Source organism: Bacillus sp. B1-WWTP-T-0.5-Post-4, from assembly GCF_009183795.1.
GTDB lineage: Bacteria > Bacillota > Bacilli > Bacillales > Bacillaceae_G > Bacillus_A > Bacillus_A cereus.
The window spans coordinates 225,261-239,221 of record NZ_WEIJ01000004.1; the positions used below are offsets into that span (position 1 = coordinate 225,261).

Sequence of the window (13,961 nt, forward strand, 5' to 3'; positions counted from 1 at the left end):
TTTTCGTCTCCTTTTCTCACTTCAGAGAGAGACGCTGTCTATTCCATATCTCGATTATTCCACTATTTGATATATTTTGGTTCGTCCTTCTAACCGGCTGTCCTTCTATTTCTTTCTCATTCTTCGCAAACATCGTTGGTACGCCAAACGACACTTTTTCTAAAATATGCCCCGCTTCTTCTGATAAACAATAATCAATAAATAAATCCGCGATAATACCAATCGGTGCACGTTTTAGTTTCGAAATCGCATTAACAGATAACCCTGTTTGCTCAGGTTCGTTACTTAAAATCGGAAAGCCTTGTTTTTGAAGCATTCTCTGATCTCCCATAAAGTTGATGCCTATCATATATTCACCGCTCGCAACAAGTTCTGCTGGAATGTAACCATTCACTGTTACTTCTCCAACTTGTTCTGCCAGACTCTTCACATATTCCTTCGCTTCCTCTTCACCTAACGTATCAATAAGTGACTGGAAAAACGTATATGCTGTACCTGAAACATTTGGATCGGGCATGACAATCTTTCCCTTATATACTGGATTCAATAAATCTTTCCATCTTAACGGATACGAGAGACCGAGCGGCGCTATTTCCTCGTTCCACCGCTCTTTATTAATCGCAATTGCCAGCTTCTCCACTTCATAACCGTACCAATAACCATCTTTATCTTTAACAGTTTTTGAAATACGATTTGCATGTTGGCTTATCACAGGAATAGAAAGATTTTTTTGCTTCATCATTTGATGCGCATCTACTGTACCGCCAATAATAATATCCGCCTTCGGATTTCCAGCTTCTTCTTCCACTCTACGAAGAAGTTCTTCTGTTGAAAGACGAATAAATTCATACGTACATCCGCGCGGCTTACAAAATGATGAAAGTAACGCTTCACCAACTTCCTCACGAGCCGCTACATACGCAACAATATGACGATCATCCAAAATAGGGAGACCATTTTTACTATATTTAATAGAGGTTGTATCTCGAGAGCAACTAGACATCGCTCCTCCAATTACTAGCAAAAAGAAGAAAAAGGCTATCTTTCTCATGACGCATTCTCCTTTACGAATAACTCTGCTAGAGAGCTTTTCATATACATGACATTTCCGTTATTATCACCGAGATATTGCACAACAAAGTACGATGGATACACAGAAATCGTAAGAATATCTTCACGATCATTCTTTACACGCTTACCTGTTTTATAAGCTGTAATATAAGCAATCGGTTCATTCTGCGATTGTAATAACTTCTGAATTTCTCCGTAATCTGTAATTTGCTTTGCGTACCGAATAGAATCAAGTATGTGCGTAAGATTGATAGTACGTACCACATCACCTTGACGTACTACGACATCCTTTGCTGAAGCAAAGAAATCACTAATACGCTCTGGCGTGTAATACAGGCTTAATAAATACGTTTGAAGTGCTGAAATCATCGGATCCATGCCATTCTTTCCGTATACATTTTCCCCATACTGGAACAAGTCACCTACTGCAAAAGTACGCTTATGTCCATTCAAGTACGTTACTTCTCCAGTAAATACTTGTTCTTGGCTCTTAACGCCCTCAGGCTCTATTCGAATTCGGTCAAAGAATGAAACAATCGTATGCAAACGAACTTCATCCGTTACAACAATTTCTCCCCACTTTTCATGTCTTACTTTCACTTCAATTGGAAGAGATTCATTCACCCTTTGTAAAACGGCTTGTTTATCATTTACAATGTTGATTCGATTATAGATTTGCTTCTCCATAACATAAAACAAAACAAGAGAAACAATCATACAAATGACAAACATAAGAATTTGAAATGATAGCCTTTTCATTTCTGCCTACCTCCAAGATAAAAAAACGTTGTTTCGAAAATACCGCATAATTGTTTCATAAATGTATCATTTAACCGCTTTCAAGTTTTTTATGTCTTCCATCCTTCTCGGAAGCAAAAATGTAATGAATATTGTAGTACCTATTTCTTCACTACTCTCAATCCGCATGCCTCCGCCCTGCTTACTCATAATCTCCTGACAAATATACAAACCATAACCATTCCCGTAACTAGAAGGAAGTGCCTTTCCTTTCGGAGACTCATTCCACTCTGCAAGCACCACTTCATCTATACCGATCCCATCATCATGAACAAAAACCTTCGCTTCATGCTCATTTACAATTACATTCATACGAATGTGCGAAGCATCACTATACTTAATTGCATTATCAAGCACATTTAAGAAAATTTGCTTCGTCTTATCAAAATCCGCAACAACATGTACATCTGTTAACTCATTTATCACTTCAATTTCAAATTGATTTAGACGAGGCTTCACAATTGAAACTGCTTCCTCTGCCAATTCCTTTATATTCACAACTGTAGGAGACACTTCAAACGTACTCGTTCCATATTTCGAGGACTTAAGCAATTCCTCTACAAGTGATAATAAACGCTCACTTTCCACAGCCACATAACGAAGACTTTCTTGTACATCTTCTTTCGAATGTAACTTCGGAATTAAATCAACATAACCGATAATTGCCGTTAGCGGGGTTTTTAACTCATGCGTAATGCGATCTAGGAAATCTTTCTGCTTCTCCTTCTCCTCCTGCAATTGCTTAATATGCAGTTCAATTCCATCGGCCATCGCGTTAAAAGATGCTGAAAGCTGAGCGATTTCTACGTACTCATTTAACTCAATCTTACTCTTATAATCACCATTCGCGAGCCTCTGTGCCATTTGTCTCAACTGATCAATTGGTTTATGAAGAGACTTCGCCAAACGAATCGCAAAGAAAATACCGGTAGCTACTAGGCAAAGAGATGTCATTAAGAACGTCCAACTCACATTTGTTAAAACTTCCTTCTCACCCGTTAACTCATTTATAAAACGAATACTTCCAATGACATCGTTTCCATAATATACTGGGCTTGAAAACAAAAGAATAGGAGCTGGATCCGCCTCCTCAAAAACATAAGACTTCTTTCCCTTCAAGGAACTCTCAATGTCGATGTTACGGTGAAGCAATGCTCCTTTTTGTGTATCTGCAACAACATCGCCATTCTTCCCGATCATCTGCACACGGACATCCATACGCTTTGCTAAATACGACGCAATTAAAAGTGAATTCGGACCAAGCGTATCCACTTCTGCTTCCTTCTCTAAATAATTCATCGTATAAATTTGTGCTTCTACACTTAACTTTTCTAAAGAATCTGCTGCGTTATGATACATATTCTTTTCTAACGTAATATAAACAACTGCATATAAAAGAACAAAAATCGGAATTAACAGCCCAACTATTCCGAACACCATATTTCGCTTTAAAGACATACCATCACCACTTAACAATCCAGTTTATAGCCAACGCCATAAATTGTCTTAATATATTCTCCGCTCGTCCCAAGCTTCTTGCGAAGTCTCTGCACCATAATATCAACTGCTCTCGTATTTCCGATATACTCAAACCCCCATACTTTCTCAAGCAACTCATCCCTCATAAACACACGCTGCGGATTTGAAACAAACAACTGACATAAATTAAACTCTCGGTACGTTAACTGAATCTCCTGTCCACTCACATGTACCTTTCTTTCCTTAGGACAAATCACTATCTCTCCAGCCTCAATTACTTCATGACTTACAGCCGCCTCCGTCTTCTTTACACGCCGCGCCATATTCTTAACCCGAAGAATAAGCTCCGCATAATTAAACGGCTTCGTCACATAATCATCAGCACCAAGCTGCAAGCCAAGCAACTTATCATTCATCTGACTCTTTGCCGTTAACATAAGCACCGGAATATCCCTATCCCTCTCACGGAACAAACGAAGCAACTCATACCCATCCGTATCCGGAAGCATAACATCCAAAATCAATACATCCGGCCCTTCATTCCATCTCTCTAAAGCTTCTCTCCCATCAGCCGCTGCCAATACTTCATAACCTTCCATCTCCAACTGCATCCGAATCAAATTACGAATACTCGATTCATCATCAACCACAAGTATTTTCATTATTCTCCTCCTTCCATCATGTATTATAGTACAGTTTAGTATAGCAAAAATCGTACAAAAAAAGAGAGGGTATTGTCGAACATATTTTGTCGACGATACCCTCTCTTTCACTTATTATATTTATTTAGCATATCCATTCGGTTGCTTTTGATGCCAATTCCAAGCATGCTCAATAATTGTTTTCACATTTACATACTTAGGATCCCATCCTAACCTCTCTTTCGCTTTTTGAGAAGAAGCAACTAAACGCGCTGGGTCGCCTGCACGGCGAGGTGCTACTTCAGCTGGAACCTCATGATTTGTAACTTCACGAACTGCATCAACGATTTCTTTTACACTGAAACCATTACCATTTCCTAAGTTATAAAAATCGCTCTCTCCGCCACCTTGTAGATCTTTAAGCCCTAGGAAATGAGCCGCTACTAAATCTTCAACATGAATATAATCACGGATACAAGTACCATCTGGTGTATTATAATCATCACCAAACATCATAATCTTCTCACGTTGACCTAAAGCCACTTGCAGCACAAGAGGAATTAAATGTGTTTCTGGACGGTGATCTTCCCCAATAATACCATTTGGAGTTGCACCAGCCACGTTAAAGTATCTAAAGATTTTATAACGTAAATTTGAAGCTTGGCTATACCAATGAAGCATCTTCTCGATTGCTAACTTCGTCTCTCCATACGTATTCGTTGGATTCGTCATCGTTTCCTCAGTAATAAGATCAACATCTACCTCACCGTACGTTGCCGCAGTAGAAGAGAAAATGAACTTATCTACCTTAAACTCATCCATCACTTCTAACAAGCAAAGGGCACCATACACATTATTATTATAATATTGAAGGGGCTTCTCCATACTAACTCCAACTAAAGAATCAGCTGCAAAGTGCATAACCGCCTCAATATTTTCTTGTTTAAAAACATCCCTTAAAAATGATTTATCACGAAGGTCGCCATTATAAAACTTCGCGCCTTCCGTAATTGCATCTTCATGACCAGTTTGTAAGTTATCTACTACTACTACAGATAAACCTTCGTCTACTAATTTTTTTACAGCGTGAGAACCGATGTAGCCAGCTCCGCCACAGATTAAGATTGAATTCATTTTGCCCCTACTTTCTATACATCTAGTCTTGTAAATTAAGAATCATTAACTCTAGTAGATTAAACCATAATCATTTAGCTCAAAACTCTTTATGCTTCACTATCCATATAGCCATTTTTATTATTTGATTGCCATTTCCAAGAATCTGCACACATCTCTTCTAATCCGCGTGTTGCCTCCCAGCCTAATTCACGCTTTGCTTTCGATGCATCAGCAAAACATACTGCCACATCACCTGGGCGACGTTCTGTAATTTTATAAGGAACTTTTTTGCCCGAAACTTTTTCAAACGCTTCAACCATCTCTAGTACACTATAGCCCATACCTGTGCCCAGGTTATAAGCATCTACTCCTGTTGTATTCAGTACTTTCTCTAGTGCTTTTACGTGACCTTTTGCTAAGTCTACAACATGAATGTAATCACGGACGCCTGTTCCATCTTTCGTTGGGTAGTCATTTCCAAATACACTTAATTCTTTTAGCTTACCTACTGCCACTTGCGTTACATATGGCATTAAGTTATTTGGAATTCCATTTGGATCCTCTCCAATGCGTCCACTTTCATGTGCACCAAATGGGTTGAAGTAGCGAAGTAACGCGATACTCCATGCTGTATCCGCAAATGCCACATCACGCATAATTTGTTCAATCATTAATTTCGTTTGACCATATGGATTTGTTGCACTTAATGGAAATTCTTCCGTAATTGGTGATGTTTCTGGAATACCATATACTGTTGCAGATGAACTAAAAATCATCTTCTTCACATTACGCTTTTGCATAACTTCACATAATACTAATGTGCTAATAATATTATTATTATAGTACATTAATGGCTTTGCTACCGATTCTCCTACAGCTTTTAAACCTGCAAAGTGAATGACAGCTTCAATTTTATTTTCCTCAAAAATTTTATTCAGTACCTCGTAATTCACAAGATCCTCTTTATAAAACTTAAATTGTTTTCCTGTTAACTCTTTCACTCGATCGATAGACTCTATTGAGCTATTTGAAAGATTATCTACTACAATAATTTCATAATCATTGTTCAGTAATTCTATGCATGTATGACTACCAATATATCCTGCTCCACCCGTTACAAGTATTGCCATAAATATACCTCCAGTACTATTAAATATTAATAAAAAAGAAAATCATTTATCTTTTATAAAACAAATGATTTCCTCCTCACAGATTTTATTTAGCGATAAAATAATCCGTTACATATTGCGCCCAAACTTCATGCCCTTTATCACTCGGGAAACCAAACTCTTCTTTTAAGTAAGGTAAAATAGCCTTTGTTGTTGCATCGGGCCAAGCACCCCAATGATCCACATATGTATAACCATTTTGCGTCGCAAATTGCTTTAATGCCTCAATCGCTTTCGGATAATTCTTCGCACCATAAACTGGATTTGATGGTTGAATCATAATCGTGGCGCCCTTCGCACTAGTAGAAAGTGCTTGAACAAACTTCTGTGTACTCGCAACAGAGTTCCCATTACCAGTTTTACCGTTATCAGTAATAAATGGTGGCTCAAATAAAATTACATCTGGATTCTCTTTCGCAATCTCTTTATCACGCTTATTCGCGATTAACTCTTCTGTGCTTTCACCCTTATATTCCTTTACAGTCACATTCCATAAACCTTTACCGTAAGCAGTTTCTAAATTAGACGTTAACTTAGCTGCCCAAGCACCTTTTTCAGATGAAGAAGCTTCATCACCAACAATAACAAGATTTACTGCCTTTTTATCCTCAGCAGCTTTCTTTAACTTCTCTTTCACTGCATCTGGCAAGTTCTTCGCGTATGCTTCATTAAAAGATGACTTCGCATCTTGTTTTTTCTCTTCCTTTTTCTCTTCTTTCTTCGCTCCGCTATCTTTCACTTCAGCCTTTGTTTTCGTTACTTCACTCGTTTGTCCTGTTGCATTCGCAATCTTCTTATTCCAGTACAGTTTACCACTCACAACCGAAGCAACAAACAATACAAAAATAACAAGGACAAGTACCGCTTTCTTATTCATCGATTCACCTCATCTATTAATCTCACAATATATAATACTAATATAAATCCATGCAAAAATAAACCCAACTCCTTCCAAAGGAGTTGGGTTATTACATATTACTTAGTCACTTCAAGATGCGCTCTTAACTTATTCGTTAAATCTTGTTTTGCTGCATCCGGAACATAGTAATACCAAATACCGTCGGCAGCTTTGTGTCCGTCTCCTGAGATTTGGATATCCTCACTGTTCTGCAAACAATCTTTATAGTTCTTTTGCATATCAAACATTTGATCTTGTGTTAAGTTTGTTTTCACGTTCTTTTGAATTGCTGTAAGTACATCCCCATAACTTGTTAAAGAGGAGAAGCTTGCGCCCTTTTTAATTACAGCTTGCATAACTTGACGTTGACGCATTTGACGTCCGAAGTCACCGCGTGGGTCTTCTTTACGCATACGTGTATACGCCAGAGCTTGGTCACCAGTTAAGTGGATAGTCCCCTTTTGGAAGTGCTTTCCTTCTAGAGAAAACTCTAAATCATTATTAACATCCACACCGCCTACTGCATCGACAATATCCTTAAATCCTTCCATATTTACTTCAATGTAGTAATTAATAGGTACATTTAAGAACTTTTCTACAGTTGCGACAGACATATCTACTCCACCAAATGCATACGCATGGTTGATTTTATCACTTTTTCCTTTTCCAACGATTTCTGTATATGTGTCACGAGGGATACTTACTGTTTTCATTGAATTATTTTTAGGATTTAAAGTAATAACCATTAGGGAATCTGAACGGCCTTTATCCTCACCACGCTCATCAGCTCCTAATAATAAGATAGATACTGGTTGGGATTTATTAATTTTTTCTTCTTGTTTATTACCTTCATCACGCTTTAATGGTTTATGAACTTCATCTAATGTTTTTGAAACAGAAGAATATATAGTATAAGCGTAAATTCCACCACCTATAATGACTGCCCCCATAATTCCAAGAATCCATAAGGTAACCTTCTTTTTCATTATCATACCTTCTTTCTAAAATCTGGTTCACCTTTAATATATTTTAACCTTCAACCAAGTCGTGCCTTTAACTTTAAAATCAATTCCTTAACTATAGAGACACATTCCTTTAAAAGGCTATAATTTGTTAACAACATCATAATAACTATCATACATGATATCATGATGTATACCATAATATCCATATTTAGATACTGAATTACCCCTGCTATTGCAAATAGAACTAGATTTTTTGATAAATGTATCTTATCTATTACTACATCAATATACTTCCTAGTGTCAATAATCCTAATAATCCACATTGCAAAACAAGATATACAAGTACCGACTGCTGATGCCACAGCACCAAATTTCGGTACAAAAGCAATATTTAATATTATATTTAACAGCCCAACCACTAGGGTACTATAAAATATACTGGCAGTCCTTTTAGCTAATAGATGTGTTACTGAATAAAACCCTGCCATAACAACAAAAAAATTAGCGCCTAACAAAAATGGTATATATACCCATGATCCAAAGTAATCCGGAGTAGCAATAACTTTAACTATAGGCTTTTGTACTAGTAACATAAAAATTGAAACTGCCACGAAAAACACATAATACACCTTGAATACCTTGGAAAAAATAGCTTTATTTTCACTTGATTTATATAATTGATTAGCAGTGGTTTGCCATGCCAAAGTAAATATGCTTGAAAATATCATTAATATACTTGCATATTTAAAAGCTAAAGCATATAATCCTACCGTATCAAAATTTGTATATTCAACCAAAATAAATCTATCAGAAGCATTTATAAACCACCATGCTAAAACATTTGGAACTAATGGGGCCCCATACTTCAGCATTTCCTTAGCATATACACTACTATAAAGGCTTAATCGCACATAACGCCATATTTTAATCCAGGTCACTAATATACATATACTGAAAACGTTAGAAAAAATAAGGGAATAAAAATATCCATCTACCCCCATTCCCTTTGTATGCAGTAAATAAATTGCCCCACTAGCAAGGAGAGTAGTTTGTAAAATATCTGTGGCTGCAAAGGCCATAGATTTCTCAATCCCTCGCGCGATTTGTTTAAAAACACCAATAAACATAGCACTAATACAAACCCAAAATACCAATATTGACCTATCTTGTAAAATATCATCATTAACAGAAGACTGACTTATAAAATATGATACTATTCCAAATATAATAGTTGAAAATAAAATAACTATTATAGTAGACGATATTATTTTTCCCCGCTCTTTATCGTCCGAGGCATCTAACAAAAATCTATAACTTGCATCAGACAATTGAAAACTAATAATCGGTACCAAAATAAATACAAGTACATTAATAAGCTCTATATAACCAAATTCTCCTTTTGTCAAAGTGTGTGTGTATAGCGGTATTAAAAGAAAGGCTATAATTTTAGTACCAAAGGAACCAAAGGCAAAAACTATTATATTCTTTAACAAATCTTTGAACTTGGAATTAATATATTTCCCCTTCTTTCATATTTTCATCTATGTTTTAATGATCTACTTTTTCAACGTTACATTGTCACAGATTTTTGTCCATCGATCATAATAAGTAGAATTCTTCCCGTAAGAATTATCAATTACCACATTTTCTTTATTCATTAAACAAGACAAAATATGTCCGTGTAACCTAGATGTGCTTATACACTGATACTCCCCAAATACTTTAATAGATTTATTTACTAAATAATCGCTATAAAGTTCCCATAATTTATGAATAGGTAATATATTAAACATTACTCTATCGATCTTGCTTATAAATTGAAACATGTTCACTGTCTTATGGTCCAATTTTGATAATAAAACAGGCCAATCTAAAATATCACCTTCAGGACTCCCTGTTCCCTCTAATTTTAAGTTTATCTCATCATCCGTACGAATAAAATGTAACACTTCTTTTTTAGCCACTTCTTCCACATGAATAGGCCATAATTGATGAGCCATATCTGGAGATAGATATGCATTTACATTAAATTCATTTTTGATTATCTCATAAGATTTTTCATCCCTTACAAATAAATGCACATCTTTGTGCTTATTAAAGATCGCAGCTGTTTCTTTTAAATTTTCCTTGGACTTATAATAGATTGTTTGGGGTAAAATAACTATCCTATTATCTGGATAATTTCCAACTAAGTACTCTCTTAATTGTTGAGGCCCCCTATATAAATCACCAAAATTACCTCCACCTTGACAAACAATTATACAATCTTGAGGTAATTTCACTTTTTTTCTAAAATTCATAAAACTGTATCTTGCCACTACCTCAATCTCATTATCTTTAAAAAACTTCTCTGTTCCCTTCATAATTAATAAATCGCCAACATTATTATAAACAGGGTACTCCATATATATAATTCTTGATTTCCTTGGAATAGCAGTTAAAATCTGCTCTAATTCTCTTTTTAATCTTTCCATAGGATGCAAATTACTTTCTGTCATATAAAAATATACTCCTTATTCTTTATTAATACTTTCACAGATTTTATTGGCATAAAGCCTCTAAATTATTACATTTGGTCCTTCATATATCGTTATAATTTATCCAAATAAAAAAGGTATTACACTTATTATCACCATTTAAATCAATAACCTAGTAACCATTGACATAACCTACAAATTCACTTCTTTCTCTCGCAGAAGATACTTATACATCATCCCTCTAATGCGATTAGGTAAAATCCTAAAAATTGATCTAATAAATAAATTTACAACAAATTCAGACCTAGTAATAAATTGCATTTCCACAAATTCTTTTTGTAGTTCTAATTCTTTTATTAAATATTGAATTCCACCTCTTCGTTCAAATAAAGACACACCTGCTCGAACTAACACTAGAGATTCTTCTATATTTGCAAATCGATATCCCGATTTCAACATCCTTACCCATAAATAATAGTCTTCATTCCATAAAAAGTGTCGATATCCTCCTGAATTAATAACCGCTTCTTTACGAAACATAACTGACATATGGTTAAGTGGATTTCTTTTTTTAGCTGCCTTAAAAATTTCTTCATGCGAAGTTGGGACCTTCCTAACTGAAACGATTTCTTTAGCATCTTTCTCAAATTCACTTATCCATGTTCCTACTATAGATATATCTGGGTTTTCACATAAAAAATTCAATTGTTTTTCGAACCTGGTAGGAACACATATATCATCACTATCCATTCTTGCGACTATTTCGTGGCTACAAGAATTCAATCCAATCCCTAACGCCTTACCCAATCCTTGATTTACTTCCAATTCTACTATTTTAAATAGATTAGGCTTTAATTCTTGATATTTTAAAATTATATTATCTAACTCCCTAGTTAATTTCCCATCTTTTACTATTACAATTTCATCAGGCACAATAGTTTGATTTATTAAACTCTCTAAACAAATAGCTAAATATTCAGGTACCTCTTTTTGATATACAGACATTAATACTGAATATTGCATACTCACTCTCCTTTCTTATTGTTGTAATTAGTATTTTTTTGATATATCCTCTGATATTTCTCTGTCATAATTTCCGCTGACAAGTAATTAATTATGATATTACTTGCCGCAAGTGACATATCAGTATAGTTCTTAGTTATAGTATCTTGCATTTTTCTCGCTAAATCTTTATAGTCCCCTGTCGAGAATAAAAAACCAGCAGTTTTATCTACAGACAACACTTCACGATGTGAGTCAATATCTGATAATATTACTGGTAATCCTGTTGATAATGCCTCCATAACAGCCATTGGTAAACCCTCTGAATACGAGCTAGCTACATAGAAATCAGAAGCCTTATAGTAATCTATTGGATTATTAACTTTACCAACTAGTTTGATATTATTATCCCCATTTATATATTCCTTACACTCTTCATACAAATTACCATCACCAACTATCAACAACACATTATCCTCATTTTTATTAATACTTTTAAATGCATCGATGACCATTAATGGATTTTTTCTAGGAATTAGTGCCCCTAAATATAAAAAAACTTTTTTCTCTTGTGATATACCTAACATATTTCGTTTTTTCATTTTTTCTTCAGTTGTTGTGTAATTAAAAACATTGGTATCAATACCATTTTGGATAACTTCGTACTCTTTTTTAGTCTTTTCTTTAATCTTTTTACTTACTGAATATGAACATGCAATTGGTTCTTTTATTTTCTTAAATGACCACGAATTAGTAATTGCCATTACTGTCCCTAGTATTTTCTTATATGCTAATACATAATCTTCATATGGATAATTATGTATAGTAGATACAGTATAATAATTTGATAGGTATACTGCTGAAAAGATATCTGCTCTTATTCCATGAGAATGAATTACATCTGGATCCAATTCAGCTAAAACACTTCTGATATATTTTTTTTTAGTAAATGCCCCCATCATTCCATCTATATCCAATGTAAAAACTTTTACATCTAACGCTTCAAATTCTTCCTTACGAGAATTAACCTTTTCTTCCGAAAAGGTTAATATTATTGGCTCAAAATTTTCCCTATCCATATTATTAATAATATTATAAATAACATTTACTGGACCGCATCTCTCTAGAGTTGAAACAAAATAAAGTACTTTCATCTTAGCTCCTCTCCTATATACCTTAAATATTGATTGAACCTACTATCCCATGTATTATCAATTAAAAAATCTTCTATTCCATCTAAGCAAACCGAATAATTTATTTCTTTTGCTTCTTCTTCAATAAAAACATAATTATTGTTTTGATAATTTAAAACTTCTGGAATTGGTGTTGAAATCACTGGTACACCTGCTCCCAAATATTCAAATAACTTAGTAGGAAAAACACCCTTAGTAAATTCATTCACTTTATAAGGAATTAATCCATATTTCATTTTCTCCAAATATTGTTGTAAGTCATCTTTAGATACTTGACCAGTCATAATAACATTTTTATATTTTTTTAATTGCAATGCAGTTTTATCTAGTACACCACCAACTATAAGAAACGTGAGCATTGGATTCATTTCTATTAATCGAAATAAATACTCATAATCAATATGTGGATGTAAATGGCCTACATATCCAACTAATTCTCTATCTTGTTCTTTTTCAAATAAAATTTTTGTAGCATCATATCCCTGGGGGACATATTTTATATTTGAATTTAAATGTTTATAATCTTCAAAGGTTGCTAAATTATCAACAAACACTATATCAGCCTCCGAAACGGCTTTTTTTTCCAACTCTTTCATTTGGTTACTCAATTTCGGATTAGCTTGCCTACGCTCCGCTAAATCTATTACTTTAAAACTAGATTGTTGAAAAAACAAATAATTAGTTGGATTAATATAAGTGGCCCAAAAAAAATTTTTCTCGCCCAATTTCGCCTTCGAATTAAGGATTGAATAATTGATTCTTGTAGATAACTTATCAAAACGATGAATATAATAACTATTAATAAAATTCATATTCTCCGCTGTTTTTTGTGAATTATTAATAGATTTCTGTTTTTTTAATTTATTACATACCTTTTTAATGAATTCTGCTGAAAAGACATTATAATTAATTAAACCTAAAGGGGGAAATATATTAATTTCTCTATCTATAGATCTTGCAAATCTATAAACAAGTTCATGTTGTCTCTCCCAAGCATGAGACCAATGTTGGGCTGGAAAGAAAGTAAAACTATCAAACTTCTCAAACAAAAAAAAACTCCTCCAATCTAATTAAATCCATAGACTATTTATATTCATTTGTTACTCTCATACTTTATATTAGTTAAACAATTATATAATCCTAAAAACATCC

Annotated in this window: 13 protein-coding genes; all 13 read right to left on the bottom strand. The window is 34.4% G+C overall.

Annotated elements, in window-relative coordinates; translation table 11 throughout:
* Nucleotides 1–16 precede the first annotated feature (16 nt).
* The 13 genes from GBN91_RS15360 to GBN91_RS15420 all read right to left on the bottom strand — a co-directional run bounded on the left by GBN91_RS15360 (nucleotide 17) and on the right by GBN91_RS15420 (nucleotide 13,858).
* The gene (locus GBN91_RS15360) at nucleotides 17–1,051 is read right to left on the bottom strand and encodes an ABC transporter substrate-binding protein (protein ID WP_152121698.1); all 1,035 of its coding nucleotides are present in this window, start codon (nucleotides 1,049–1,051) and stop codon (nucleotides 17–19) included.
* A complete protein-coding gene (locus tag GBN91_RS15365; RefSeq protein ID WP_006925814.1) occupies nucleotides 1,048–1,830 on the bottom strand; it encodes a DUF3919 family protein in 783 nt (260 codons plus the stop codon). Before GBN91_RS15365 ends, GBN91_RS15360 begins: the two co-directional genes overlap by 4 nt.
* A 66-nt stretch (nucleotides 1,831–1,896) precedes the next feature.
* Nucleotides 1,897–3,327 (bottom strand): HAMP domain-containing sensor histidine kinase, encoded by a 1,431-nt coding sequence (locus GBN91_RS15370; protein ID WP_049108198.1) that lies wholly within the window; start codon nucleotides 3,325–3,327, stop codon nucleotides 1,897–1,899.
* A gap of 11 nt (nucleotides 3,328–3,338) precedes the next feature.
* On the bottom strand, nucleotides 3,339–4,010 hold the full coding sequence (locus tag GBN91_RS15375; protein ID WP_000699553.1) for a response regulator transcription factor: 672 nt from the start codon (nucleotides 4,008–4,010) through the stop codon (nucleotides 3,339–3,341).
* A gap of 120 nt (nucleotides 4,011–4,130) precedes the next feature.
* Nucleotides 4,131–5,123, bottom strand: coding sequence for a UDP-glucose 4-epimerase GalE (gene galE / locus GBN91_RS15380; protein ID WP_152121700.1), 993 nt, complete (start codon nucleotides 5,121–5,123; stop codon nucleotides 4,131–4,133).
* A gap of 89 nt (nucleotides 5,124–5,212) precedes the next feature.
* The gene (gene galE, locus GBN91_RS15385; protein WP_152121702.1) at nucleotides 5,213–6,235 is read right to left on the bottom strand and encodes a UDP-glucose 4-epimerase GalE; all 1,023 of its coding nucleotides are present in this window, start codon (nucleotides 6,233–6,235) and stop codon (nucleotides 5,213–5,215) included.
* Nucleotides 6,236–6,320: 85 nt separating this feature from the next.
* On the bottom strand, nucleotides 6,321–7,151 hold the full coding sequence (locus tag GBN91_RS15390; RefSeq protein ID WP_152121704.1) for an SGNH/GDSL hydrolase family protein: 831 nt from the start codon (nucleotides 7,149–7,151) through the stop codon (nucleotides 6,321–6,323).
* Nucleotides 7,152–7,249: 98 nt separating this feature from the next.
* Nucleotides 7,250–8,158 (bottom strand): polyisoprenyl-teichoic acid--peptidoglycan teichoic acid transferase TagU, encoded by a 909-nt coding sequence (gene tagU, locus GBN91_RS15395; RefSeq protein ID WP_152121706.1) that lies wholly within the window; start codon nucleotides 8,156–8,158, stop codon nucleotides 7,250–7,252.
* A gap of 50 nt (nucleotides 8,159–8,208) precedes the next feature.
* Nucleotides 8,209–9,630: a lipopolysaccharide biosynthesis protein gene (locus GBN91_RS15400; RefSeq protein ID WP_152121708.1), complete on the bottom strand. Its 1,422-nt coding sequence runs from the start codon at nucleotides 9,628–9,630 to the stop codon at nucleotides 8,209–8,211.
* 63 nt (nucleotides 9,631–9,693) lie between these two features.
* Complete coding sequence (locus GBN91_RS15405; RefSeq protein ID WP_152121709.1) at nucleotides 9,694–10,635, bottom strand: polysaccharide pyruvyl transferase family protein; 942 nt, start codon at nucleotides 10,633–10,635, stop codon at nucleotides 9,694–9,696.
* A gap of 171 nt (nucleotides 10,636–10,806) precedes the next feature.
* A complete protein-coding gene (locus tag GBN91_RS15410) occupies nucleotides 10,807–11,637 on the bottom strand; it encodes a glycosyltransferase family 2 protein (protein ID WP_152121711.1) in 831 nt (276 codons plus the stop codon).
* A 2-nt stretch (nucleotides 11,638–11,639) separates the two neighbouring features.
* The gene (locus GBN91_RS15415; RefSeq protein WP_152121713.1) at nucleotides 11,640–12,770 is read right to left on the bottom strand and encodes a glycosyltransferase family 4 protein; all 1,131 of its coding nucleotides are present in this window, start codon (nucleotides 12,768–12,770) and stop codon (nucleotides 11,640–11,642) included.
* Nucleotides 12,767–13,858, bottom strand: a complete 1,092-nt coding sequence (locus GBN91_RS15420) for a glycosyltransferase (RefSeq protein WP_152121715.1) — start codon at nucleotides 13,856–13,858, stop codon at nucleotides 12,767–12,769. Before GBN91_RS15420 ends, GBN91_RS15415 begins: the two co-directional genes overlap by 4 nt.
* Between the last annotated feature and the right edge of the window lie 103 nt (nucleotides 13,859–13,961).